The organism is Xenorhabdus entomophaga, from assembly GCF_037996725.1.
Lineage (GTDB): Bacteria > Pseudomonadota > Gammaproteobacteria > Enterobacterales > Enterobacteriaceae > Xenorhabdus > Xenorhabdus khoisanae.
In genome coordinates this window covers 1-24,588 of the sequence record NZ_JBBMXH010000077.1, presented here as the reverse complement: position 1 = coordinate 24,588, position 24,588 = coordinate 1, and the positions used below count along the sequence as shown (strand labels likewise).

24 protein-coding genes and 2 pseudogenes are annotated in these 24,588 nt (G+C 42.1%); 15 read left to right on the top strand and 11 right to left on the bottom strand.

Translation table 11 applies throughout. The features are described from left to right. Positions 1-106 precede the first annotated feature (106 nt). The 6 genes and pseudogenes from fruB to AAC854_RS15510 form a co-directional block, all read right to left on the bottom strand. A complete protein-coding gene (fruB, locus tag AAC854_RS15535; protein ID WP_340617901.1) occupies positions 107-1,216 on the bottom strand; it encodes a fused PTS fructose transporter subunit IIA/HPr protein in 1,110 nt (369 codons plus the stop codon). A gap of 548 nt (positions 1,217-1,764) precedes the next feature. Then, positions 1,765-2,118, bottom strand: a pseudogene (locus AAC854_RS15530) (FCD domain-containing protein); the annotation flags it as partial. A 29-nt stretch (positions 2,119-2,147) separates the two neighbouring features. Beyond that, positions 2,148-2,525, bottom strand: a complete 378-nt coding sequence (locus AAC854_RS15525; RefSeq protein WP_340617900.1) for a type II toxin-antitoxin system VapC family toxin — start codon at positions 2,523-2,525, stop codon at positions 2,148-2,150. Then, the gene (locus AAC854_RS15520) at positions 2,525-2,728 is read right to left on the bottom strand and encodes a type II toxin-antitoxin system VapB family antitoxin (RefSeq protein ID WP_340617899.1); all 204 of its coding nucleotides are present in this window, start codon (positions 2,726-2,728) and stop codon (positions 2,525-2,527) included. Before AAC854_RS15520 ends, AAC854_RS15525 begins: the two co-directional genes overlap by 1 nt. Before the next feature lie 26 nt (positions 2,729-2,754). Further along, positions 2,755-3,504 (bottom strand): FCD domain-containing protein, encoded by a 750-nt coding sequence (locus AAC854_RS15515; protein ID WP_340617898.1) that lies wholly within the window; start codon positions 3,502-3,504, stop codon positions 2,755-2,757. 120 nt (positions 3,505-3,624) lie between these two features. Then, positions 3,625-4,605 (bottom strand): TRAP transporter substrate-binding protein, encoded by a 981-nt coding sequence (locus tag AAC854_RS15510; protein ID WP_340617897.1) that lies wholly within the window; start codon positions 4,603-4,605, stop codon positions 3,625-3,627. A 261-nt stretch (positions 4,606-4,866) separates the two neighbouring features. Here AAC854_RS15510 and AAC854_RS15505 point away from each other — a divergent pair, with 261 nt between their 5' ends. From AAC854_RS15505 to AAC854_RS15475, 7 genes and pseudogenes are all read left to right on the top strand, one after another. Continuing rightward, positions 4,867-5,373, top strand: a complete 507-nt coding sequence (locus tag AAC854_RS15505) for a TRAP transporter small permease (protein ID WP_273547417.1) — start codon at positions 4,867-4,869, stop codon at positions 5,371-5,373. Positions 5,374-5,389: 16 nt separating this feature from the next. Then, entirely contained in the window at positions 5,390-6,688 is a 1,299-nt protein-coding gene (locus tag AAC854_RS15500; protein ID WP_273547416.1) for a TRAP transporter large permease, read from the top strand. A gap of 14 nt (positions 6,689-6,702) precedes the next feature. Further along, positions 6,703-7,884, top strand: a pseudogene (uxuA, locus tag AAC854_RS15495) (mannonate dehydratase); the annotation flags it as partial. Further along, positions 7,876-9,369, top strand: a complete 1,494-nt coding sequence (locus AAC854_RS15490) for a fructuronate reductase (RefSeq protein WP_340617904.1) — start codon at positions 7,876-7,878, stop codon at positions 9,367-9,369. The pseudogene uxuA and the gene AAC854_RS15490, both read left to right, overlap by 9 nt. An 18-nt stretch (positions 9,370-9,387) precedes the next feature. After that, the gene (uxaC, locus tag AAC854_RS15485) at positions 9,388-10,827 is read left to right on the top strand and encodes a glucuronate isomerase (RefSeq protein ID WP_340617903.1); all 1,440 of its coding nucleotides are present in this window, start codon (positions 9,388-9,390) and stop codon (positions 10,825-10,827) included. Between the two features lie 3 nt (positions 10,828-10,830). Next, the gene (locus tag AAC854_RS15480) at positions 10,831-11,841 is read left to right on the top strand and encodes a sugar kinase (RefSeq protein ID WP_340617896.1); all 1,011 of its coding nucleotides are present in this window, start codon (positions 10,831-10,833) and stop codon (positions 11,839-11,841) included. Beyond that, positions 11,807-12,439 (top strand): bifunctional 4-hydroxy-2-oxoglutarate aldolase/2-dehydro-3-deoxy-phosphogluconate aldolase, encoded by a 633-nt coding sequence (locus AAC854_RS15475; RefSeq protein WP_340617895.1) that lies wholly within the window; start codon positions 11,807-11,809, stop codon positions 12,437-12,439. Before AAC854_RS15480 ends, AAC854_RS15475 begins: the two co-directional genes overlap by 35 nt. A 44-nt stretch (positions 12,440-12,483) precedes the next feature. Here AAC854_RS15475 and AAC854_RS15470 read toward each other — a convergent pair whose 3' ends face one another. Beyond that, positions 12,484-12,636 (bottom strand): hypothetical protein, encoded by a 153-nt coding sequence (locus tag AAC854_RS15470; protein ID WP_340617894.1) that lies wholly within the window; start codon positions 12,634-12,636, stop codon positions 12,484-12,486. 90 nt (positions 12,637-12,726) lie between these two features. Continuing rightward, positions 12,727-13,434 (bottom strand): hypothetical protein, encoded by a 708-nt coding sequence (locus AAC854_RS15465; protein ID WP_340617893.1) that lies wholly within the window; start codon positions 13,432-13,434, stop codon positions 12,727-12,729. Positions 13,435-14,320: 886 nt separating this feature from the next. Between AAC854_RS15465 and potA the strand changes: the two genes are divergently transcribed. Genes potA through potC form a run of 3 tightly spaced genes read left to right on the top strand, consistent with a single transcriptional unit; the run spans position 14,321 to position 17,056 of the window. Beyond that, a complete protein-coding gene (potA, locus tag AAC854_RS15460; protein WP_340617892.1) occupies positions 14,321-15,436 on the top strand; it encodes a spermidine/putrescine ABC transporter ATP-binding protein PotA in 1,116 nt (371 codons plus the stop codon). Beyond that, positions 15,420-16,280 (top strand): spermidine/putrescine ABC transporter permease PotB, encoded by an 861-nt coding sequence (gene potB / locus AAC854_RS15455; protein WP_340617891.1) that lies wholly within the window; start codon positions 15,420-15,422, stop codon positions 16,278-16,280. Before potA ends, potB begins: the two co-directional genes overlap by 17 nt. Next, positions 16,277-17,056 carry a spermidine/putrescine ABC transporter permease PotC gene (gene potC, locus AAC854_RS15450; RefSeq protein ID WP_340617890.1) on the top strand — a complete coding sequence of 260 codons (780 nt, stop codon included), beginning with the start codon at positions 16,277-16,279 and terminating at the stop codon, positions 17,054-17,056. Before potB ends, potC begins: the two co-directional genes overlap by 4 nt. 89 nt (positions 17,057-17,145) lie before the next feature. On the opposite strand, the gene AAC854_RS15445 is transcribed toward potC, so the two are convergent. After that, entirely contained in the window at positions 17,146-17,535 is a 390-nt protein-coding gene (locus tag AAC854_RS15445; protein WP_340617902.1) for a type II toxin-antitoxin system death-on-curing family toxin, read from the bottom strand. Beyond that, positions 17,535-17,756 (bottom strand): type II toxin-antitoxin system Phd/YefM family antitoxin, encoded by a 222-nt coding sequence (locus AAC854_RS15440; protein ID WP_340617889.1) that lies wholly within the window; start codon positions 17,754-17,756, stop codon positions 17,535-17,537. Before AAC854_RS15440 ends, AAC854_RS15445 begins: the two co-directional genes overlap by 1 nt. 206 nt (positions 17,757-17,962) lie before the next feature. Between AAC854_RS15440 and potD the strand changes: the two genes are divergently transcribed. Continuing rightward, positions 17,963-19,015, top strand: a complete 1,053-nt coding sequence (gene potD, locus AAC854_RS15435; protein ID WP_340617888.1) for a spermidine/putrescine ABC transporter substrate-binding protein PotD — start codon at positions 17,963-17,965, stop codon at positions 19,013-19,015. Positions 19,016-19,075: 60 nt separating this feature from the next. Here potD and AAC854_RS15430 read toward each other — a convergent pair whose 3' ends face one another. Then, positions 19,076-19,948, bottom strand: coding sequence for a phosphorothioated DNA-binding restriction endonuclease (locus AAC854_RS15430; RefSeq protein ID WP_340617887.1), 873 nt, complete (start codon positions 19,946-19,948; stop codon positions 19,076-19,078). A gap of 375 nt (positions 19,949-20,323) precedes the next feature. Here AAC854_RS15430 and AAC854_RS15425 point away from each other — a divergent pair, with 375 nt between their 5' ends. The 4 genes from AAC854_RS15425 to AAC854_RS15410 all read left to right on the top strand — a co-directional run bounded on the left by AAC854_RS15425 (position 20,324) and on the right by AAC854_RS15410 (position 24,511). Beyond that, positions 20,324-21,253, top strand: a complete 930-nt coding sequence (locus tag AAC854_RS15425) for a retron St85 family RNA-directed DNA polymerase (protein WP_340617886.1) — start codon at positions 20,324-20,326, stop codon at positions 21,251-21,253. Further along, on the top strand, positions 21,250-22,887 hold the full coding sequence (gene ptuA / locus AAC854_RS15420; RefSeq protein ID WP_340617885.1) for a retron Ec78 anti-phage system effector ATPase PtuA: 1,638 nt from the start codon (positions 21,250-21,252) through the stop codon (positions 22,885-22,887). The genes AAC854_RS15425 and ptuA overlap by 4 nt, the downstream gene beginning before the upstream one ends. Before the next feature lie 11 nt (positions 22,888-22,898). Then, on the top strand, positions 22,899-23,552 hold the full coding sequence (ptuB, locus tag AAC854_RS15415) for a retron Ec78 anti-phage system effector HNH endonuclease PtuB (protein WP_340617884.1): 654 nt from the start codon (positions 22,899-22,901) through the stop codon (positions 23,550-23,552). A gap of 623 nt (positions 23,553-24,175) precedes the next feature. Then, positions 24,176-24,511 carry a hypothetical protein gene (locus AAC854_RS15410; protein WP_340617883.1) on the top strand — a complete coding sequence of 112 codons (336 nt, stop codon included), beginning with the start codon at positions 24,176-24,178 and terminating at the stop codon, positions 24,509-24,511. Positions 24,512-24,588 lie beyond the last annotated feature (77 nt).

Sequence of the window (24,588 nt, the reverse complement as noted above, 5' to 3'; positions counted from 1 at the left end):
TTTTACGGAGCTCCCCAAACGCCATCCCAACGATCCTCTGCACGATCTGCTCCCGTGGAACGTGAATATGGGCGACATCATGTAAATACACTGCTTAATTGGCCGCTTACGCTAAAAGTAAATTGTCGAAGATTTTCACGGCTTCACCTCCGGCCCATTTGGAAGAACCACGGGGTTTGCGTTCCTCATTCAGATTACCTGCGTGATCGTAATAGCGGCTGGGCCAGATTTCAGCCGGATGTAGATTGAGACGCAGGGCAATAATCCATTCGCCTTTTGGCCAGCTACGGCTGAGTGCGTTGCTTAAGTGTAGGCGCTCGCATTTAAAAACAGTCGTGCTCGCGTTTATCCGGTTTTTTTGAGGCAGTATCGTTTCTTGTGGTACATCCATTGTCAGTAGGTCTACGATGGCTGTGCTATTTTTGGCTCGTAATAGGCACTCACCTTTACCTTGTTGCAGCAGGGTGCTGAGATTATCTAGAAAACAGTGCAGTTGATCGTCTGCACAAGCGATGGTTAATAACAATCCAACAGGTTGTTTATCAACAGTAAAAGGAGTTTTGGGACGGGAGATGGCAATTGCATTGTGCAAATTGCCCTGCGAACTGTCACTGAGCCAGATACCTTGCCCAAGGTGTATTGGTGGCTTGATAAAGATATCGGCAATAAATTTTGCATTCACTGCGTTGGCTTGTTGTAGCCGAGAGATGTTTATTGCCTGCAAGGTTGTCAGGTCATGTGCGTCAATATCCAGTGTGAGCGTGGAATTATCCAGCAGATAGGCGGATTTGGTGTTCATTAATAAACGATAGAGTTCATTTACATCGGTGGTTTTTGCCATCCGGCTGGCGCGGTTTTCATCACGAATGATCGGGATCAACTGATGCAGCAGATTAAGGTGTTCGTCGGATTTTGCCGCGATGCCGATAACAAGGTGGACAGTTTGGTTATCGCCCCAGTCGATTCCGTTCGGAAATTGCATCACTTGTACGCCGGTTCTCAGTACGTTGTTGCGGGTTGAATGGGTGCCATGTGGGATGGCAATACCATTACCCAGATAGGTTGAAGAGTGTGTTTCACGTTCCAGCATTCCTTCGACGTACTCTTTACTGGCATATCCCGCCGCAGTGAGAGCTGTGGTGACTTGGCGAATAGCACTTTCTTTATTGGTAGCATATGCTGCCAGATGGATATCTTGTAACAGTAGATGAAACATAGATGTTTACCTTTTTATAATTAATTGAAACGATTCAGCTTTTTAGGTAAAAAATAACATCAAATGAATCTATGTTATTTTTATTATTTAATGAACCAAGTAAGTTGTTTTTTTAAATAGAATTTTACCGAAATAATTTAATCTTAATAATAAAGCGAATTAATATGATTTTTATTGCTAGCTTGTTTTATAGCTATTAGTTATTTTTTGTGATGAGGATAGATAATGTCAATCATCTATATTATTGGGAATGTATCGCCAAAGAGTTAGAATGTAAAGTGAGGTTTTAGTTCATCTTATGGAATGGTGATGGAGATCTTGATTATTTTAATTTAAATGAATCATTATTAATGATAAAAATAATATTAGTGAAGTGGGGTTTTAATTAAATATAATGGATAAGTTTTTTCCTTCCTTATAATACTGAAAGTCATTAGCCAGTGTTTTTATTTATTCTTGGTTTTTGTTTATGTCATGAAAAGCGAGATCGGCCTGATGAGTGAGTTTTTGGGAGCTGCAAATAGCCGCAACTCCCAAATCCCTAAAACTCACTTCCCAATCCCAATCCCAATCCCAACCGGATACGACTCAAACAAATACCCGTCAAAATTAGGGTCATCCACATCGGATAATTCCAGTAAACTCTGTTTCACGTTCTCTAAATGTTGCCACATTGTTTGCTTCGCTGCTGCGGGATCTTTTTTGATCATCGCCGCCAAAATTGCCTGATGATCATCCAACCACGCTTTGCGATAGTCGGTATTGGTAATTCGGCTATGTAACTTCACCCACATAGGATTATTCTCACGCCACGCCCAGGACTGCTTAAGCAATTCAACTAACATACTGTTATGCGTTGCCTGTGCGATGGCTAAATGAAACTCCCTGTCACCGGATTCACTTTAAAATAAGTGGGACCGCGGTCCCACCCCTAATGAATTGGCTGATAATTCGCATTGAAACGTTTAGCCAGCCTCTCAAGTCGTTTATCTAGCGTCCAGAGCCTCGCTCCTGGTGTTATCAGGGTCGATGCCAGCAACGTAATATCAACCAAGCCACATCCAAGTCCGTACAGTTTTTCGTTTTCAATAAAGGCCATCACTTCGGCAATATTGGCCTGATGGCTCTGTGGCAACAGAACTAGATCACCCAGCGTTTGCAGTCTTGGAGCAGGTGGGGTTTCACAGGCTATCTCTGCCAGTATCATCGGGTGAATTAGAACCAGATCCCAGCTCAGCAACTGAATCAACCCGTCATTCCGGTTTTTGAAATGGTCAACCCAGACGGACGTATCAACCAAAATAGTCATTATGCGGATGGCTCCTCCCGGCGACGGGGAGCTATTTGCATTTCAGGTGATGTACCGCCTAGCGAAGCGAGTCTTTTTGCCGCCTGCACCCGAACAAACGTTTTCACCGCTTCCCGGAAAATATCTGCTTTATCCATGCCAGGATCGGCCATTTCTAGCGCCTGTGCATACAACGCATCATCAATCGTGACGGTAGTTCGCATAACATTACCTCATTGATTTCCTTGATTCACTTCCCAATCCCAACCGGATAAGACTCAAACAAATACCCGTCAAAATTAGGGTCATCCACATCTGATAATTCAAGCAAACTCTGTTTCACATTTTCTAAATGTTGCCACATTGATTGCTTCGCTGCTGCGGGATCTTTTTTGATCATAGCCGCCAAAATTGCCTGATGATCATTCAACCACGCTTTACGATAATCGGTATTGGTAATTCGGCTATGTAACTTCACCCACATAGGATTATTCTCACGCCACGCCCAAGACTGCTTAAGCAATTCAACTAACATACTGTTATGCGTTGCCTGCGCGATGGCTAAATGAAACTCCTTGTCACCGGATTCACTTTCTCCCGAAATCAGATCATTTTTCTCTTTTTCCAACGCGTTGCGCATATTGGCAATATCGACCGGAGTAACCTGGAGCGCCGCAAACTCAGCGATATTACTTTCCAATAATTGGCGCGCCTGTAATAACTCAAAAGGCCCTGCGGCATTGATAGTCGTATCGCTTGAATAAGAGCATGGCAGGTGGGTGAGATAAATACCTGAGCTTTTGCGCACTTCAATGAGATTGTCCAATTCCAGTACAATTAACGCTTCACGAATAAGAGTGCGTGAAACACCGAATTTTTCTGCAATTTCACGTTCTGTCGGTAGACGATCACCGGGAGAATAATCCATATCTATAATCATCTGACGTAATGATTGGGCTACTTCATGATAGGGGCGCTTGGAGTCTGCAAAGTTCATCATTTAATGCCGCCGTAAGGTAATATACTTAAATGGAACGACTAAAAATGATGGTATTCTAAGGCATCAATGCCAGAAATATAACCACCTATTCTTGTTACAATAGGTGGTTTTGAGAGAAAATTATTCTACTTTACGCACTCGATTTACCATTTCGAATAATTCCGGTTGGGTTTTAGCAATATCGTCATACATGGGCTTAACCGCGTCCTGAAAGAGAGTCTTATCCACGGCAACAAACTCAACCCCTTGTTTTTCTGCTTTAGCCCGCTCTTCCTTTTCTGATTTTTCCCAAAGTTGAATCATGTATTTTGAGGAGTTCAGAGCCGCTTTTTTCACAATCTCTTGTTGTTCAGGGGTTAATTTATTCAATGAGTTATTCGATATTAACAGGACATCAGGGATCATCGCATGTTCATCCAGCGAAAAGAATTTTGTCACTTCACTATGGCGGCTTAGCGTAAAAGAAGTAATGTTATTTTCAGCCGCGTCCACAACTCCCTGTTGCAATGCGGTATAGAGTTCACCATAAGCTAATGGCGTCGGATGTCCTTCCAGTTCTTTCACCATCGCAATTGCCGTTGGGCTGGGTTGTACGCGAATTTTCAAACCTTTTAGATCTTCAGGCGTTCTAATCGGTTTTTTCGCATAAAAACCACGTGCGCCCGCATCATAGTAAGTGAGACCAATAAACCCCATGTTTTGACCTGAATTGAGGATTTCTTTACCGATATCGCTATTGATGACTTGTTGATAGTGCCCTTTATCGCGGAATAAATAGGGCAGGTTAAAAATGGAATAAGCCGGGGAGAAGGCTTCTAATTCTGCCGCATTGGATTTAGCAATATCCAGGGCGCCGTTCTGCATTAATTCAATGGATTCACGTTGGTTGCCCAATTGAGAATCAGAATAGATGCGAATACGCACTTCCCCGTTGGTTTTTTCTTTCACTTCGTTAGCAAACTGGGTCATGGCTTTATGAACAGCATGGTCTCGGTTCTGGTTATGGCTGAGTTTCAGCGTTATTACAGCAAGAGCCTGAGATGTTCCCAGCATAAGCATTACGCCAGTCACTATGTTTAAAATTCGTTTGTTGTTCTGCATGTTTGGTTCTCCAGAGGTGAGCGTAGGTTTTTGTTATTTTCTGTGGGCAAACCATAATCAGATCTCACTTATTGAGCAAAGGGCAAAATCCAATTGGTCGATCTGAATCGCAAAAAATGGCGTTATTGGTTGACCTTTTGAGTTTGTGATCTATCTCACCCTCTTTCAGGTACTTATTTCGATGTTTTTAGTGCAATCAGTATAGATTCTGATGCCTGTGTGGACTTTAATTGGTAAACCAAAATGACAGGAATCGGATAAATGAAAAACCTTGTAGCGATGACCAATAAAAGTTTGGCATTTTTTACCATCTGCCTACTGGCCTTTCTGGTTTTATGTGTGTCGTGGCAGGTAATTTCACGCTATGTCTTAGGTGCACCGAGCACCGAGACTGATGAATTAGCACGTTATCTGTTTATGTGGGTCGCAATGATTGGCGCTGCATATACAACCGGGCAGCATCGTCATCTTGCTATCGATCTGTTGATGATGAAATTAACAGGAGCAAAGAAAAGTATTGTCGGTCTGATTATTCAGGCAGTAATTATTTCATTTTCTTCCATTGTGCTGCTTTATGGCGGCAGCCTTCTTGTTTCATCGACACTGGAAAATGGTCAAATCACACCTGTATTAGGTTGGAAGATGGGGTACATCTATTTATGTTTGCCTATCAGCGGAATATTGATGATTTTCTACGCGTTCGTTGATGTGATCTCGATTCTTCAGCATTTTTCTGGTCAACCGCCAGCTGTGTCTGAGAGTCATTAATTTGTGGAGTTAGCGTATGGACTGGTATGTCATTGCCGCACTCTTTGGCACATTTGCAATATTATTGGTATTGAGTGTCCCTGTTTCTTTTGCTATCGGCTTATCTTCGTTAGTCGCCATTACGATGACATTGCCGCTGGGATCTGCGATCACGGTTGTTGCGCAACGTATGGCTGCGGGAGTCGATAACTTCTCTTTATTGGCGATCCCGTTCTTTATCCTGGCCGGAAACATTATGAACCAAGGTGGGATTGCTGCGCGTTTGATCAATCTGGCTAAAATGATTGGTGGCCGTTTGCCGGGATCATTAATGCACGTCAATATCATGGCGAACATGCTTTTCGGGGCGATTTCAGGCTCGGCAGTGGCATCCGCTGCTGCGGTAGGGGGGACAATGGCACCGATGCAGAGAAAAGAAGGATACGATCCTAATCTGTCTGCTGCTGTGAATATCGCTTCTTGTCCTTCTGGTTTATTGATCCCTCCCAGCAATACCTTGATTGTGTACTCGTTGGTTTCGGGGGGAACATCTATTGCTGCCTTGTTCTTAGCGGGTTATATCCCCGGCATTATTATGGGGGGTTCACTCATGATTGTGTCTGCCATTATTGCCAAGAGGAAGCGCTATCCTGTTGCACCCCGGCCAACATGGAACGAATTTTTTGATACAGCGTGGAAAGCAATACCATCATTAATGCTCATTGTAGTGATTATGGGCGGGATTATTGCGGGGGTTTTCACGGCGACGGAAGCATCAGCCATTGCAGTTCTCTACAGTTTTATGCTCGCAGTAGTTATTTATCGTGAAGTGAGTTTCAAACAACTGCCCAAAATTATTCTTGATTCAGCGGTTACCACATCTATTGTTTTACTGTTGATTGGCGTATCGATGGGCATGTCCTGGGCGATGGCCAATGCTGATCTGCCGTATTTGATCGCGGATGCGTTGATGGCGGTTTCTGATAATCCACTGACCATCCTGTTAGTCATTAATATCATCCTGCTGATAGTGGGGATCTTTATGGATATGACCCCTGCCATTTTGATCTTCACGCCTATTTTCTTACCCGTTGCGATGAGCATGGGTATCGACCCTGTTCATTTTGGCATCATCATGACGTTTAATTTGGCCATTGGAATTTGTACACCTCCCGTAGGCAGCGCTTTATTTGTGGGTTGCTCTGTGGGGGATGTGAGTATTGATAAAGTATTGAAGCCACTGTTCCCAATGTATATGGCGCTGATCTCGGCGCTGGCACTGGTGACATATCTGCCGCAATTGAGTTTATGGTTACCTGAATTAGTCTTGAATTAGTTATAGGGGGAATTATGAAGCAAACTTGGCGTTGGTATGGGCCTGAAGATCCCGTTTCATTAGCGGATATCCGTCAGGCAGGAGCAATAGGGATTGTGACGGCGTTGCACCATATTCCCAATGGCGGAGTCTGGCCTATCGAAGAGATAAAACAACGTAAGGCACTGATTGAAGATAATCAACTTGAGTGGACAGTTGTAGAAAGTGTTCCCATTCATGAAGATATCAAAACGCATACCGGGGAGTACGATCGATGGATCGAAAACTATCAACAAACCTTACGTAACCTCGCTGCCTGCGGGATCAAAACAATCTGCTACAACTTTATGCCTGTTCTGGATTGGACACGTACTGATCTCGAATATGAATTACCTGATGGATCAAAAGCGCTGCGTTTTGATCAAATCGAATTTGCTGTTTTTGATATCCACATTTTGCAACGCCGTGGTGCAGAAAAAGCGTATTCCGATGATGAAATTGAGCAAGCGCAATCACGCTTCGCTGCAATGACCAAAGAAGAAAAACAAAAACTGACAAACACAATCATCGCTGGTCTTCCCGGTGCAGAGGAAGGCTATACCTTAGAACAATTTCGCCAACACCTAACACGTTATACAGAAATTGATAAGGGCAAGTTGCGTGAGCACTTTGCTTATTTTCTGAAAAAGATCATTCCGGTTGCGGAAGAAACCGGCATCAAAATGGCTGTTCATCCTGATGATCCGCCTCGTGAGATCTTAGGTCTGCCACGCATTGTTTCTACAATAGAGGATATGTATTGGATGGCCGAAACGGTAGACAGCGATGCCAATGGCTATACGATGTGCACCGGATCTTATGGCGTGCGGGCGGATAATGATTTGGTGAAGATGATCAAATCATTGGGTTCCCGTATCTATTTCCTCCATTTGCGTTCAACTGTACGTGAAGAAAACCCCTCCACGTTCCATGAAGCGGCACATCTTGCTGGTGATGTGGATATGTATGAAGTGATCAAAGCGGTTGCGGAAGAAGAACATCGTCGGTTAGTGGCGGGTGAAAATCACCTTATTCCAATGCGGCCTGATCATGGCCATCAAATACTTGATGATTTGAAAAAGAAAACTAACCCCGGTTATTCGGCAATCGGCCGCCTGAAAGGGCTGGCTGAAATTCGTGGCCTTGAGTTGGGTATCCATCGTGCCATCATGGAAAAAAACCTTGTCAATGCGATAACTTCTGTCCCATGCCCTCGCTGGACAACCGAACGCCTGACTTCCCGTATTGTGCATTTAGGGTGCGGTGCATTTCATCGCGCGCATCAGGCGTTTTATACACATCATGTATTAGAACAAACAGACAGTGATTGGGGATTCTGTGAAGTTAATCTGATGCTAAACGATGCCCCACTGATTGAAAATCTTAAAAAACAATCCATGCGCTATACCGTCGCGGAGAAAGGGCAGGAGGGAGTCACATTAAAAATCATTGGCTCAATGAAAGAAGGGATGCATCCATTAATTGATGGCGTTCAGGCGATTATCGAAAAAATGGCGAACCCTGATGTTGCCATCATTTCTTTGACAATAACTGAAAAAGGATATTGTACCGATGCCGCGACAGGGCGTTTAGATCCTAATAATGAATTGATTATTAAAGATATTGCCAATCCCGCTGTGCCAAGATCAGCCATCGGGTATATCACTGCGGCATTAAGATTGCGTTTTGAACGCCAGCTACCCGCTGTGACGATTTTGTCGTGCGATAACGTTCGGGAAAATGGGCATGTTGCCCGTGAAGCCGTATTGGGTCTGGCGCGTTTGCAGGACGAAAAATTGGCACAATGGATAGAAAACCAAGTGACATTTCCCTGCACGATGGTGGATCGTATTGTGCCGGCAGCCACACCAGAAACGTTAACTGAAATTGCCCAACGGCTGGGCGTTGAAGATCCTTGTGCTATTGCCTGCGAACCTTTCCGTCAATGGGTGATTGAAGATAACTTTGTGAATGGGCGTCCGGATTGGGATCTTGCCGGTGCGCAATTTGTGGACGATGTGGCTCCCTTTGAAATGATGAAATTGCGCATATTAAATGGCGCTCATTCATTTCTGGCCTACCTGGGCTATTTGGGCGGCTATGCGCATATCTCCGATACGATGACAAATGCCGATTATCGTCGGGCAGTGTATGCACTGATGCTGAATGAACAAGCTCCAACGCTGTCGATGCCAGCAGATATCGACTTAATGGCCTATGCCGATAAATTGATCGAACGGTTCACTAACCCAGCGTTAAAACATCAGACATGGCAAATTGCGATGGATGGCAGCCAGAAATTGCCACAGCGCATGGTTGATTCCATTGAATGGCACCTTTTGAGGGGAAGTGATTATCGCCATTTAGCGCTCGGTGTGGCGGGGTGGATGCGTTATATCAGCGGCGTGGATGAACAAGGCCAACCCATAGATGTGCGTGATCCATTAAAAGAGACTTTTGCGGCGATTTTTGCCGCGATTCCTACCCAGTATGGTAGTGGTCATTCTGTCGCTGTGGCGGAAGATGTGGTGAAAGAGCTATTGGCGATTGAGTCGATTTTCGGCAAAAAACTGGTAAAAAATCACGAATTTGTCGATAACGTCACCCAAGCCTACCAGAACTTACTGAATTTCGGCGCACGCCAAGCGGTTGCGACTCTTTAGGCCATAGAGGAAAACATGATGAAAACCTTTATGTGTGAAGATTTCCTGTTAAATAATGACGTTGCCCGCAGCCTTTATCATGATTATGCTGCGTTGATGCCTATCTATGACTATCACTGTCATCTCAATCCAAAAGAGATTGCGCAAAACCGCAGTTTCCACAACCTTGGTCAAATCTGGTTGGAGGGCGATCATTATAAATGGCGTGCGATGCGTGCGGCAGGGATAGAAGAGGCGCTGATTACCGGTGCTGAAAGCCGTGATTACGAAAAATACCTCGCATGGGCGAAAACAGTTCCTCTGACGATCGGCAATCCACTTTATCACTGGACACATCTGGAACTGCGACGTCCATTTGGCATTAGCGGAAAATTATTTGGGCCTGACACCGCAGAGGCTATCTGGCATGAGGCGAACGAGAAACTTTCTCAAGGCGAATTTTCTGCCCGTGGCATTATGCAGCAAATGCAAGTACGGATGGCAGGAACAACGGATGACCCCATTGATTCTCTCGAATATCATCAACAGATCGCAAAAGATAAAGACTTTACCATCAAAGTATTACCAAGCTGGCGTCCAGACAAAGTCTTCAAAATTGAGTTGCCGGGTTTTTGTGACTATCTCGAACGATTAGGAGAAATCGCAGATGTCGCTATCGGGCGTTTTGCTGATTTATTGCAGGCATTAGAGCGCCGCCTCGAACACTTTCAGGATCACGGTTGTGTGGCATCGGATCATGGTATTGAACAGTTGCGTTACGCGCCGATACCTGACGAAAAAGTGTTAGACATCATTTTGCAAAAGCGCAGACAAGGGCAATTACTCAGTGAATTAGAAACAGCACAATTCACGACAGCGGTGCTGGTTTGGTTAGGGAAGCAGTACGCAAAACGCGGCTGGGTAATGCAACTGCATATTGGCGCCTTGCGCAATAACAACACGCGTATGTTTAATCTGTTAGGGCCAGACAGCGGCTTTGATTCCATTGGGGATAATCATATCGCTTACCCATTATCACGTTTGCTGGATGAGATGGATAAAACAGACGAATTACCGAAGACCATTCTCTATTGCTTAAACCCCCGCGATAATGAAGTGATCGCTACCATGACTGGCAATTTTCAGGGCGGAAGCCTTGCGCAAGGCAGGAAAAGTCTAGGGGGCAAAATCCAATTTGGATCGGGCTGGTGGTTTAACGATCAAAAAGACGGCATGCAGCGCCAATTAGAGCAACTCTCCCAGTTAGGCTTATTAAGCCAGTTTGTCGGTATGCTGACAGATTCACGCAGTTTCTTATCCTATACCCGTCATGAATACTTTCGTCGCATTCTCTGCAATATGCTGGGGAACTGGGCCGAAAATGGCGAAATCCCACATGATGAAAAAATGCTGGGACAGATAGTTCAGGATATCTGTTTCAATAATGCTGAACGTTATTTTCAGGCAGTGAAGGATTAAAGAATGCAGATGCGGAAAATTACCCTGATTGGCGAATGTATGATTGAGCTAAATGGCATCCCATTTGGTGCCATGACACAAAGCTATGGCGGTGATGTACTGAATAGTGCGGTTTACTTGGCTCGCGCTGGTGGCGATACGATTGATGTCCATTTCGTCACAGTGATGGGAACTGATCCCTTGAGCGAAGGCATGATCTCACGCTGGCGGCAAGAGGGCATTAATACTTCGTTAGTGTTGCGTGATAACGCGCATCAGCCCGGTTTATACCTGATTCAACTTGATGAAAAAGGTGAGCGCACGTTTCTTTACTGGCGCAATAACTCGGCGGCGCGTTATCTCTTGCAGCATTCTGATTACCCTATATTGCGCCAGAAATTGCAGAACATGGATGTGCTCTGTCTCAGTGGGATCAGTTTAGCGATTTTGCCAGAACATGATCGCCAATTGCTGCTAATTGATTTGAAACAGTTATCTTCTGAGGGGAAAGTGATTTTCTTTGACAGTAATTATCGTCCGGCCTTATGGGAAAATGAAACGCAAGCCCGTGAGTGTTATCAACAGATGTATGCCATCACTGATATTGCATTAGTCACTGACGATGATGAAGCGAGCCTATGGGGAGATACGTCAATTGAGGAAAGTTTTAATCGACTGCAAAGAATGGGAGTTAAACAAGCCATTATCAAAGCGGGTGAACGAGGCTGTTTTTATCGTGACTTAAGCGGTTGCAATGCCACACAACATATTAAGACTCAACCTGTTACATCTGTCGTTGATACCACTTCGGCAGGCGATGCTTTTAATGCGGGTTTTATCGCGGGGTTGTTAAACGGGAAATCCGTTCATGATTCAGCATTAATGGGGCATCAGCTCGCAGGAGTTGTGATCCAGCATAAAGGTGCGATTGTGCCGCAGACAGTGACACAAGGGGTTACGGCACGTTTTTTTAATTCGAACGAAATCGGAGAGAATGAAAATGCAAGAGATGATGATACGTCTGCGTCAGATTAAAATCGTGCCAGTGATAGCCATTGAAGAGGCCAGGGATATCATTCCGCTTGGTCACGCATTAGCAGACAACGGCCTGCCTGTTGCTGAAATCACGTTTCGTACCGAGAATGCCGTTGAAGCGATTAGCCTGCTGAAGGCTGAACGACCAGATATGCTGATCGGTGCCGGAACGGTGCTCCATCGTGAGCATGTGCGTCAGGCAAAAATAGCAGGGGCAGAGTTTGTCGTCTCACCGGGACTTAACCCAAACACCGTACAGGCGTGCCAGCAAATCGGTATCCCTATCATTCCCGGCGTGAATAACGCCAGCACGATCGAACAAGCGCTGGAATTAGGCATCGATTTTGTCAAATTCTTCCCGGCTGAACCCTCAGGTGGAATTGCGATGATTAAAGCGCTACTTGCACCGTACCCACAGTTACAAGTCATGCCGACAGGTGGGATTGGGGTTGAGAATATTCGCGATTATCTTGCTATCCCACAAATTGTGGCATGTGGAGGTTCCTGGATGGTCAGCCCACAGTTGATACGGGATAAGGAGTGGAAAAAGATAGGTGAATTGGCAAGGGAGGCGGTGGGGTTGGTGGGCTTGTTATGACGGGATAATGAGGTCTTGTGTGCCATAATGACATCATCTGTAATTTATCTATATTTTAGCCACGGTGAAATAATCGTAACGATATTTCTTGCTTGTTCAAATGCTTCTTCCAGAAAATCATCGAGTTGTTTAACACCGTGGAGTGCATAGATAATTGTATCTTTGGTTAAATCATCATGTTGTTGATGTTCAAACAAATCCATATCACCAAAAACTAAATGAATTAGCTCGAAGAAATTTAAAGATAGGTTCGGTTAATTCTTCTGTTTATATCAGAATAAATTTAATTATACATTCCATAAAAAACGATAACGCCCATTTATTAAACGCCATTTAGGGCTTTCTGCTGGTTTTAAGACCATAAAAACAAGTCTATTAGACTTTATTTTAGTAAATCCCATATGACTATAAGAACCTTCGCTTTCATCAATTGGAGTAAGCTGAACGACACCATTTTTACCTAATTGGTAAGATAAATTGACTGCACACTCGATTAGCGGGATTCCACAACCCCTGATACCTGGATGTGTGGAAATATCCGTAATGAGAGGAACATCAGGCAGAAGTTTAGGCGCATTAAGTACTTTCTTTTCTGTAGTGGTAATTATCAGAATTCCTACAGGGAACCCTCTAAAACTGGTTACAAAACAATGATATTTTTCTTGTTGACTGACCTCTTCTTTTAATATTTCACATGTTCTTTCCTTTATAGATTGAAAGATACCACAAGAATATACGCATCTATCATTCCAATTTCTCAACTCTAAATCCCTTTTCTCTTCTTTATTCAGTTTAACTTTCCATTTCTCGCTCTCTATCTGAAATTTTAGGCGTTCTGCGATCTCATATGATTTTGATAAAGAAACTTTTTCTGTGGATAAGGATGCTCTGGCATCAAAAGATTTTGAAATTAGGCTTGGGCTGGATTGAGAGCGACTCAACGGGCTGAAATAATTTGGTCTGTCAATGTCGAAAGATTTTGATCTGAATCTCATAAATAATCTTCCTTATTGCAAGGATGGTGGGTTTATGAATTATTTATTGGTGTAGAATCGTGTAACTTACATGGCGATAGGGTATAGAAGAATCTGCTGCATTTTTGTGGCTCAAATCGCATTAGCAGTTATTTATGGCAGAAAATCCCTGATAATAGAGTTCATTACTGCTATCAATGTCGTGAAGAGCTATACCGGACTGACGATTAGGTAAGTTTTAGGAGTTGCATCTACCCACAACTTCTCCCACAAAAAAATCTCAACCAACTACCCCTGCAATCATCTGTATTTTTGGGGAAATATAGCCGAAGAATTAGAGTGTAAAGTCAGGCTTTAGATTATTTTCTTAAATGGTTATGGAGTTCTTAATTATTTTAATTTCAGTAAAAATAATTAATTATAAGGTTAGTTATTAAAACAATAAAAAATAATGCTAATAAATTAAGGAATTTCAATATCAAAAAAAGAGTTCTGTTTTTGAATGATGATTATTGGTATGAAAGGGAGTCAGAATGTTGCAACAGGAAGAAAAATGTTGGTGTTTTTGTAAGCCTCGGTAAGTAGGGGAATGATTGAGGTGAAACAGGGTATTGGTAGTGTTTGCGTGGTTACAAAATAATCAATAGGAAACTATTTTAACCTGAAAATATTATATTCAATATAGTACATAATGTTATCATCCGTAAAATGATAATAAAAAATGACATATTGTCATTGTTTCGGCTTTCAATTTGGGCTTACTGCGTTTATTATGCGCGCTTCGTAATTTCAACCGGCGCCACTGGCTTTGAGCTTTAGCGGAGAAATGATGCTTCCTGCTAGCTGACACAGTCTTTTCCCGTGGCGGTTCTATCTGCATTATTCCAAGGGATAGATGATAGCATAAATGACTGAGAATACCTCTCTGACACCACTTGTTGAATTGAAAGCCTTAAGTAAGGGCTTCGACGACAAACAAGTTATTTCACAGCTCGATCTGACAATCAATGATGGCGAGTTCCTGACCATTCTTGGGCCATCCGGTTGTGGCAAAACCACAGTACTCCGTCTGATTGCCGGGCTGGAAGATGCGGACTGCGGCAAGATTTTACTGGAAGGGCTGGATATTACCGATATCCCGGCCGAGCACCGTCACGTTAATACGGTCTTCCAAAGTTATGCCCTGTTCCCCCATATGACCGTATTTGAAAACGTCGCTTTTGGCCTTCGAATGCAGAAAACACCGGAAAAAGAGATTACTCCGCGTGTTGAGGAAGCATTGCGCATGGTTCAGCTTGAAGAGTTTGCCCGGCGCAAACCCGCCCAGCTTTCCGGTGGCCAGCAGCAGCGTGTGGCAATTGCCCGTGCGGTTGTGAATAAACCCAAAGTCCTGCTGTTGGATGAGTCACTGTCCGCGCTCGATTACAAATTGCGCAAGCAGATGCAAAATGAGCTGAAAGCGCTTCAGCGCAAGCTCGGTATTACCTTTATCTTCGTGACCCATGATCAGGAAGAAGCGCTGGTCATGTCAGACCGTATCGTGGTGATGCGTGACGGACGGATCGAACAGGATGGCTCTCCGCGTGAGATTTATGAAGAGCCGAAGAACCTGTTTGTTGCCCGCTTTATCGGCGAAATCAATATCTTTGATGCCGAAGTATTGCATCGTATTGATGAACAACGGATACGCGCCAATGTCGAAGGCCACGAATGCGATATTTTCACCGCACTGCCAGTGACGGTCGGGCAAACGCTGAAAGTGTTGCTGCGCCCGGAAGATCTGCGCGTGGAAGAGATCAATAATGGTGAGCAGGTATCGGGTTTGATTGGTTATGTCCGTGAACGTAACTACAAGGGCATGACGCTGGATTCTGTGGTCGAAATGGAAAATGGCAAAATGGTTATGGTGAGTGAATTCTTTAATGAAGACGATCCTGATGTTGACCATTCCCTGAACCAGAAGATTGCCGTCACTTGGGTAGAAAGCTGGGAGGTTGTGCTGGTCGATGAAGAAGACGCGTAAACTATTCCAGAATATCGTCATTACGGGCGTGGTATCGTGGTTGATGCTGTTCGTCTTTCTGCCGAACCTGATGATCATCGGAACCAGCTTCCTGACCCGTGATGATGCCAATCTGGTACAGATGGTATTTTCACTGGATAACTACGCCCGGTTGTTCGATCCGCTATATGCCGAAGTGTTGCTACATTCGCTGAATATGGCGATTGTGGCGACGTTGTGCTGTCTGGTGATTGGTTATCCGTTCGCTTTTTTTCTGGCGCGTATGCCGAAGAAACTGCGTCCGCTCATGCTGTTTTTGCTGATTGTGCCGTTCTGGACGAACTCGTTAATCCGTATTTATGGTTTGAAGATGTTCCTCAGTACCCGTGGCTATTTGAATGATTTTCTGCTGTGGGTGGGGATTGTCGATAAGCCGCTGCGCATTATGTATACCCCTGAAGCTGTGGTGCTGGGGCTGGTTTATATCTTGCTGCCGTTTATGGTGATGCCTCTCTATTCCAGCATTGAGAAGCTGGATAATTCCTGTCTGGAAGCGGCGCGCGATTTAGGTGCGGGTAAATTACAGACCTTTATCCGCATTATCGTACCACTGACGATGCCGGGAATTATTGCGGGTTGTCTGCTGGTACTGTTGCCTGCGATGGGGCTGTTCTACGTAGCTGACTTGATGGGCGGGGCGAAAAACCTGCTGATCGGTAACGTGATTAAGAGCCAGTTCCTCAATATCCGCGATTGGCCGTTTGGGGCGGCGACCAGCATCTGTCTGACGCTGGTGATGGGGCTGATGTTGTTGGTTTACTATCGTGCGGCTAAGCTGCTGAACAAGAAGGTAGAACTGGAATGATCGGACGCTTGTTGCGCGGTGGCTTTATGACCATCGTTTATGCTTACCTGTATATCCCGATTATTATTCTGCTGATAAGTTCGTTTAACCAGTCACGCTTTGGCATTAGCTGGCAGGGTTTTACCACCGAGTGGTATAGCCTGCTGTTCTCCAATGACAGCCTGCTACAAGCGGCAGGCCACTCCCTGACGATGGCGGTGGCATCCGCCACGTTCGCCACGCTGATTGGTTCCCTGACTGCGGTTGCCCTGTATCGTTACTCGTTCCGTGGCAAAAAGTTTGTTGGCGGCATGCTGTTTGTCGTGATGATGTCGCCGGATATCGTGATGGCGATTTCATTACTGGTGCTGTTTATGCTGCTCGGCATTTCACTTGGGTTCTGGTCACTATTGTTTTCGCACATCACTTTCTGCCTGCCGTTTGTGGTTGTGACGGTTTATTCCCGCCTGAAAGATTTCGATGTCAAAATGCTGGAAGCGGCGCGCGATTTGGGGGCAGGTGAACTGACTATCCTGCGTAAAATCATCCTGCCATTGGCGATGCCGGCAGTGATGGCAAGTTGGTTACTGAGCTTTACCTTGTCGATGGATGACGTGGTCGTTTCCTCATTTGTGACGGGGCCAAGTTATGAAATCCTGCCACTGAAGATTTATTCAATGGTCAAAGTCGGGGTTTCGCCGGAAGTTAACGCGTTGGCAACGATTTTGTTAATAATGTCGTTGGTTTTGGTATTGATTAGCCAATTTGTGATGCGTGATCGCACCAGTAAATCCTAAACTTCTCTATTCAGCGTGGTTACAGGTTGGCCACGCTTTTCTTATTTTTTGCCCCTGTCTCCACCATAGTTAAGCAATTTGAATAAACGTCAATAAGGGTTAACCTCTGGTTTGAAAAGTTCCCTGAGTTTAGCCGCCAATTGCGTAGATACAAATTCTCCCTTGGCTGCTTTTACTGTTAATTCAACTAATACTGGATGGTCATAAACTTTCACTCCGTTACGCTTCAGGAATAACATCGTGGTGTTCAGGGCTGTTCGCTTGTTTCCGTCAATAAAAATATGGCCGCGAGCAATGGCGAGCCAGTATGTCGCGGCTAATTCGTAGATATCAGTGATGTTTTCATAAAATTCCCGATTCATCACTCGGCTGACAATCGCATCTGCCCGGCCAGAATCAGTCATTCCTGGTACACCCGCATAACGACGTAAAAGATAGTCATGAAGGGCAATCACTTCATTAGGGGTGATGTGTTGGATCATCTGTCTGTCAATGCCTTGTTCGATGTATCGAATAGGCCGACGATATCAGCAAATTCAGCATCTAATTTCGCTTTTTGCAGTGCTTCAAATTCTTTTTTGCTGATAATCACAGCAGTTTCCCGACCGTGACGGGTAATTTCCACTGGCTGACCAGCCACCGCTTGATCGATAACCGCAGCCAGATTTTCGCGGGCGTGTGAAATGGTGAAAGTATCCACAATGTTTTCCCCTATTTTGTGTATAATATGTGCTCGATTATAATATTGTACAATTAATTATTATAAATTGTACAATGCGTAATCCTATAAGCTAACAAGCGGCTTTACCCTATAAAATGCGGCTTTTATAATAGCTTTTTTTGGGGGGTAGGTTCATGTTGGACCTATATACGATACTAACGCACTGACTGCGTGGAAAGCATGACATGAAAAAGTGGTTTTATCTGTTAGCCGCTGGGATGATGGCATTAAGCATGGGTTCGGTGAATGCCGCTTCTGCTAATGATGGCAAGACGCTGTATTTCTACAACTGGACTGAATATGTTCCGCCTGGTTTGCTCAACCAGTTCACTAAAGAAACTGGGATTAAGGTGATTTATTCCACCTATGAATCCAATGAGAGCATGTACACCAAGCTGAAAACCTATAAAGACGGCGCTTACGATTTAGTGGTTCCATCCACTTACTTTGTCTCAAAGATGAGTAAAGAAGGGATGTTGCGAAAAATCGATACAAGCAAATTGAGCAACTTCCATAATCTTGATCCTAACTTGCTGCATAAGTCTTTTGACCCGAATAACGATTATTCGATTCCTTATATTTGGGGCGCAACGGCGATTGGCGTTAACAGCGATAATGTTGATCCTAAAACTATTTCTTCCTGGGCTGATTTTTGGAAGCCAGAATACAAAAGTAGCTTAGTACTGACTGACGATGCGCGTGAAGTCTTCCAAATGGCGCTGTTGAAACTGGGATATTCCGGCAATACTACCGATCCGAAAGAGATTGAAGCGGCTTATCAGGAACTGAGAAAACTGATGCCAAACGTACTGGCATTTAACTCTGATAACCCAGCCAATCCATTTATGGAAGGTGAAGTTGATATCGGCATGATGTGGACTGGCTCTGCTTATGTTGCGCGTCAGGCTGGCACACCTGTTGATATTATCTGGCCGAAAGAAGGCGGGATTTTCTGGATGGATAGTCTGGCTATTCCGGCGAATGCCAAGAATGTCGATGGTGCAATGAAGTTGATTGATTTCTTGTTACGTCCAGAAATTGCGGCACAGGTTGCCAGAAAAATTGGTTATCCAACCCCGAATTTGGGTGCAAAAAAATTACTGTCGAAAGAAATGACAGAAGATAAATCTTTGTACCCCGATGAAGCTATTATCCAGAAAGGGGAATGGCAGAATGATGTTGGCAATGCCAATATCCTGTATGAAGAATATTTCCAGAAATTGAAAGCAGGTCAGTGATCTGACATTCATTGAATTATTAAGGGGAGCTTTGGCTCCCCTTTTTAATATATTTTCAGGTTATTCTTTAAAAACCTGATTACGATGCCAAGTGATAAAACTTTCCGACGGATAATAGTCTTTATTTTGGGGAAGTAATATCGGTTGTTTTGCAAAACTCCAAAAAAGTTGCTTAACCATTCGGCCACCATTAATACTTTCTGAAACCAGTAAATTCATATTATTGTCAATACTGATTGAACCCATATCGAATGCGGAATGGTGCAGTGAACATAAGGCCAGCCCGTTATTTACGGTACAAGGGCCACCGTGTTGTTTCCATTTGATATGTGCCGCTTCCAGCCCAACAGGCGTACTGTCATGCCGCAGGTTGTAACCACATATAGCACACTCGTAGTTATAGGCACGTAATATTTGCCGGCGAAAATGTGGATCACGCTTTTTACGGATATCACTTAAAGAGAAATCCAATTGATTGGCGAGCAGTTCCTGTATGCTGTCAGGGAAATGTTCGCTGAGGATTTGTTGTGCCAGTTTATCAATGATAGCGGGTTTACTGCGCAATAGCTTATAGTTTGATTGGTCGAAACCGGCCTTAACGCCGAATTCAATCAGCTCGCGCCTTGGTGGTTGCCTGCTGCCTTTTTGTGGTGTGCAAAGCTCGGTATTCTGCAATTCCCAAAATCCATCGCCACGTAATCGCCAGAAGGGTAAGGAAGGGTCGTGGCTTTTACGTCTTGGGCCAAAGTTATTGAGTAGATCCAATAATGGCTGGTGGATTTCCTCTCCATAATCAAACAGTTGTTCATGACCTTTCTGATATTGAGAGAGAACGTACAACAACAATAATGGTTTATGTGGTGCACGTTGATCCCCCTTACGCCATATAGAAAGGTTTGAGATTGCAACTTGTAGTTCTTTGATTGTAGGCATGTAAGCTGTTTGATTAATGAAGAAAGGTATTGCGATCATGCTCGCAAAAGTGAGGGAGGGCAAGGTGTTGGTTTTTTTGGAAGAGCTAAGCATTGTAATCTACTTATCTTCATGAAGATGCCTTTATAGAAGCCAAATGTTGTTATACCTAATCACTTGGCATAGAATTAGAAAGCTCTTTAGTGATTTTGACGAACTTCGTCTAGTCGGGTGATTAGCCAGACTCTAACTTATTGAACACATTTAGGTTGCGAATTAAACGTGTCTACATTTGGCACAAGCACCTAAATGTAGACACGTTTAATTCGCTGTCTCTAGTAAAGAGTTATTCTAAAGCCCAAGTTTGCTCTTGGGCTTTTCACTATCAGAGGTTGAATGACAGTTCTATTTGATCTAGCAAATGAATTGGGGATAAGTGAGACAGAAGTGCTTACTTTTCTTTCTGACGCCCCGAAAAAATATAAAGTTTACTCTATACCTAAGCGTCGGGCAGGCAACAGAATCATTGCTCAGCCAAGCAGAAGGCTTAAGGAATATCAGTCTGCTTTTCTTAAGCGTTATAGATTACCTGTGCATCATTGTGCTATGGCGTATCGTCAAGGTTTATCAATCAAAGATAATGCAAACAGTCATAGAACTAATCAATATTTGCTAAAAATAGATTTAGAAAATTTCTTTAATTCGATTACCCCTAATCTTTTATGGCAGAGCTGGAATAAAAAAGAGGAATTATTTACTGAGCCTGACAGAAATATTTTACAAAGATTACTATTTTGGAGTCCAAGTAAAAAAAATAGTGGGAAATTAGTACTAAGCGTTGGAGCACCGACATCTCCAGCAGTTTCAAATTCATTTTTATACAATTTTGATGAGGAGTTGCATCAATTTTGTGTGAAAGATCATATAGTTTACACACGTTATGCAGATGATCTGACCTTTTCTTCTAATCGAAAATTATTACTATTTTTAATACCTAAAATAGTTAATTCATTATTAATTGAGCATTTTAAAAGACAGATAACTATCAATCATGGTAAGACAGTGTTTTCATCAAAAGCACATAATCGACATATTACTGGAATAACGATTACAAATGATGGTAAGCTATCTATAGGTCGACAAAAAAAACGTTATATTAAACATCTTGTTCACCAGTTTGAATTAGGGTTTTTAGATGTTGATGATATTTATCATCTTCAAGGATTAATTTCTTTTTCTAAACATATTGAGCCTTTGTTTATTAGCGGGTTAGCAAAAAAATACTCTCAAAAGACGCTAAAGAAAATTTTTGAGGTAGAGACATGAAAAAAAATAGACATATTCGTACATTAGAAATGAACGCAAAAAGAGGTGATTTACTCGCTGATTTTACTCTTTATCAAGAGTATATGAGTGGAGATAATCATGTAGAAAAAGATGAGTTTGTTGCAAAAAATTACTTTGAACAATGTTGTTTGTTTATAGAAAACAAGGATAATAGATTTATATTGAATTCTCTACAGTTGGTAGATTTTCGTCGTTTTAGAAAATTACATATCGAACGAGAGTTAGACAGTCATTTAACTGTTTTGATTGGTACTAATGGAGAAGGAAAAACTACAATTATTGAAGCTATTAGCAAAACATTAAGTTGGTTGAATGCGAACATTTTGAAAGAAGATGGTCAGGGAAGTGCTATAACTTATGATGATATCCATAATGAGAGTGAGCATTATTCAGAGATTTATACAGTTTTTGAATATGGTTATAACACTGGGATAAAATCTCGGCTATCAAAAGCAATTGAAGCCGCACCAAAGAAACGTAATAGTGATGTAGTTGGTTTAAAATCGATTGCTAATGTATGGCGTGTTATCAACGATAAATGTACTATTAACCTTCCTCTATTTTCTTCATATTTAGTAGAGCGGTCTTATCCTTTGAAAAGTTATAGGAAAAACTTTGATCAAAGAATCTCTGATAAGAGGCGGTCACGTTTTGATGCTTATACTGATGCTCTTACAGGAACAGGGAAGTTTGAAAATTTTATCGACTGGTTTATTAAGTTGAGTAAAATAGGGAAGTATGAAGAATCGCTTTCTACCGAAAATCTTGAAAGTATTAAAGAGCAGATTGATGATTTGGAGAAATCAATTTTAGAAGGTTATGACTCTTTAATACCTATTTTAGATATGTTTAAAGATAAATATAGTCAATATCTGGGAGAGAAAAAAGCGCCTGGTTTTAATGAATCCTTTATTCTTTCTAGAGTTACTCAAGCGATTTCACGTGTAGTACCAAATGTTGAAGGGATTTGGGTGGAGGATAAATCAGGTATCGATGAAATTTTTGTTTTTATTGATGGAAATAAAGTTAAATTAACTCAACTTTCAGATGGTCAAAGAGTATTTATTGCTCTGGTTGCTGATTTAGTTCGTCGGTTAGTATTATTAAATCCTAAAAGAGAAAACCCTTTAGAAGGTAATGGTATTGTACTTATTGATGAAATTGAACTGCATTTGCATCCTCAGTGGCAGCAACGAGTAATTCCGGCTCTTCAGGAAACCTTTCCAAATATTCAATTTATTATTTCAACACATAGTCCACAAGTATTATCTACAGTAAATAAAAAGAATATCCGTTACTTTGACTATGATGATGACACAGAAACGGTTTGGTTGAGAGCGCCTGAATATCAAACAAAAGGTGTTGCTAATAGTGATGTTCTTGAACAATTGATGAATACTTTTTCAATCCCAGATCTTCCCGAATCACAATGGGTTAAACAGCTAATTCAATGGATTGAAACTGGAAATTATGAAAATAACGAAGAAGCAGGAAAATTGTTCAAAAAAATTAAAGAACACTTTGGTGATCAACACCCAGAAGTCAAACGTTGTGAAGGCCATATACGTCTTCAAAAGCTAAAAGCTAAAGTTCGCAAGAAATTAAGCACGTAAGGAGATTTAAGTTGAAGAAGTTAAAACGTCCTGAAGCTCCAGAATGTTTAGTTAATTTCAAACATGGCAAAGATAGCTGGGGAGCTGTTCCAAAAGATGAAATCTGGTCACAGTTAGAACTGATGCAAGGAAGATTCTGTGCTTACTGTGAATGCGAATTAAAAGATAGAAGACATATAGAGCACTTTCGAACGAGAGAAAGTTATCCAATGGAGACTTTTAACTGGAATAACTTATTCGGCTCTTGTGGAGATACCCAAAAAAAGGGAGGATGGCAGCGCTGTGGAATATATAAGGATAGTAATAATATTAGGAAATATGATATCAATAAGTTGATTAAGCCTGATGAGGAAGATCCTAGTATCTATTTACTTTTTTTAACTTCAGGTCAAGTGGTTCCTCAAGCCGGTTTGAATGAATCACAAAGGCAAAAGGCTAAAGAAACTATTCGTGTATTTAATTTGAATAATAATACTTCGTTATTTCATAGACGAAAATGCGCAATAGAAAGTTATAAAGATGAAATAGATATGTTGTATGGGTGTTTAGATGAATTCGATAAAGATTTTTGGAATAAATTATATGAAGATAATCTTAAAGGTGTTGAAGGAGAGGAATTCCAAACAGCATTAGAACATGCTTGGAAATATAATCAAGACTATTAAAAACTTAACTGATTGCATTATTTTCTATTTTCTGTAATTACTATTTTATTCATGCATTATTGTTTGTATTTTTGTAATATTTAACCCAAAATTTTTTGGTTAAAAACTAATATATTTATTTTAATTTTGAGGAAAATTAATATTTAAATAATAACCAAAGCTAATAATGCAATGAGATTACTGTGGAACTATTTAAACAAAATTAGTGGGATAGGTAAATGTTAAAAATTATTTCTTTTGTTGAATGGTTATCTTGTCATGACAATTTCATCTGGATATTTCATGCTTTTATTCATAATAATATGAATTTGGCTGATATTGATTTCATAAAAAATCCTATTTGCAATTTTCTACATTTACCATTTTCTTTTAAATTGCCTTAACTCAATAAATATCCTCTTTCTGTTCCATTAATTATCTGATAAATAATAGTTTACACTAACCCTATCTTCATAACGCCTTTATTCTGAGGTTTTTATTTTCAGTGATAGTGCTGTTTGTATCATTGTGGAAAAAATAATGGATAAAGTAAGAAACTTTGGTGTTATAAACAGGTTTGTAACTGATGTGATAATTGGATTGGATAATGATAATAAAAATAGTCAAAAGATCAGGAGGTCAGGATGAACTGGCGTATTGAACGGTTAGGATACCGATTATTGTGCTGTTTATTGGGATGGGGAATGGTTGGGATTATTTACCAATTGACAGCGAATTATCAGATGAATGGTTACGATCAGGCGATGGTATTACCGCTTTCTGTGATTGATCAGTGGATCGCGTTTTCTTCCAATGGCATTTGGCTCTATCTCTCTTTTTTCTTATTAATACCATTGGCGTATCTGTGTTGTCCGCTATCTCGTGTGCGCTGGTTGATGTTAGCCATGCAGGGTTGTGCATTGTTTTCTGGCCTGATTTATTTGTTCGTAAGCGGCCAATTAAGCAGTGTATTTACATGATGTCGCCCATATTCACGTTCCACGGGAGCAGATCGTGCAGAGGATCGTTGGGATGGCGTTTGGGGAGCTCCGTAAAA

Bases quoted from the DNA above. Each gene is read 5' to 3' on its own strand.
- fruB (WP_340617901.1), bottom strand. From the start codon at position 1,216: ATGTTTCATCTACTGTTACAAGATATCCATCTGGCAGCATATGCTACC.
- AAC854_RS15525 (WP_340617900.1), bottom strand. From the start codon at position 2,525: ATGACTATTTTGGTTGATACGTCCGTCTGGGTTGACCATTTCAAAAAC.
- AAC854_RS15520 (WP_340617899.1), bottom strand. From the start codon at position 2,728: ATGCGAACTACCGTCACGATTGATGATGCGTTGTATGCACAGGCGCTA.
- AAC854_RS15515 (WP_340617898.1), bottom strand. From the start codon at position 3,504: ATGATGAACTTTGCAGACTCCAAGCGCCCCTATCATGAAGTAGCCCAA.
- AAC854_RS15510 (WP_340617897.1), bottom strand. From the start codon at position 4,605: ATGCAGAACAACAAACGAATTTTAAACATAGTGACTGGCGTAATGCTT.
- AAC854_RS15505 (WP_273547417.1), top strand. From the start codon at position 4,867: ATGAAAAACCTTGTAGCGATGACCAATAAAAGTTTGGCATTTTTTACC.
- AAC854_RS15500 (WP_273547416.1), top strand. From the start codon at position 5,390: ATGGACTGGTATGTCATTGCCGCACTCTTTGGCACATTTGCAATATTA.
- AAC854_RS15490 (WP_340617904.1), top strand. From the start codon at position 7,876: ATGGAAAAAAACCTTGTCAATGCGATAACTTCTGTCCCATGCCCTCGC.
- uxaC (WP_340617903.1), top strand. From the start codon at position 9,388: ATGAAAACCTTTATGTGTGAAGATTTCCTGTTAAATAATGACGTTGCC.
- AAC854_RS15480 (WP_340617896.1), top strand. From the start codon at position 10,831: ATGCAGATGCGGAAAATTACCCTGATTGGCGAATGTATGATTGAGCTA.
- AAC854_RS15475 (WP_340617895.1), top strand. From the start codon at position 11,807: ATGCAAGAGATGATGATACGTCTGCGTCAGATTAAAATCGTGCCAGTG.
- AAC854_RS15465 (WP_340617893.1), bottom strand. From the start codon at position 13,434: ATGAGATTCAGATCAAAATCTTTCGACATTGACAGACCAAATTATTTC.
- potA (WP_340617892.1), top strand. From the start codon at position 14,321: ATGACTGAGAATACCTCTCTGACACCACTTGTTGAATTGAAAGCCTTA.
- potB (WP_340617891.1), top strand. From the start codon at position 15,420: ATGAAGAAGACGCGTAAACTATTCCAGAATATCGTCATTACGGGCGTG.
- potC (WP_340617890.1), top strand. From the start codon at position 16,277: ATGATCGGACGCTTGTTGCGCGGTGGCTTTATGACCATCGTTTATGCT.
- potD (WP_340617888.1), top strand. From the start codon at position 17,963: ATGAAAAAGTGGTTTTATCTGTTAGCCGCTGGGATGATGGCATTAAGC.
- AAC854_RS15430 (WP_340617887.1), bottom strand. From the start codon at position 19,948: ATGCCTACAATCAAAGAACTACAAGTTGCAATCTCAAACCTTTCTATA.
- AAC854_RS15425 (WP_340617886.1), top strand. From the start codon at position 20,324: ATGACAGTTCTATTTGATCTAGCAAATGAATTGGGGATAAGTGAGACA.
- ptuA (WP_340617885.1), top strand. From the start codon at position 21,250: ATGAAAAAAAATAGACATATTCGTACATTAGAAATGAACGCAAAAAGA.
- AAC854_RS15410 (WP_340617883.1), top strand. From the start codon at position 24,176: ATGAACTGGCGTATTGAACGGTTAGGATACCGATTATTGTGCTGTTTA.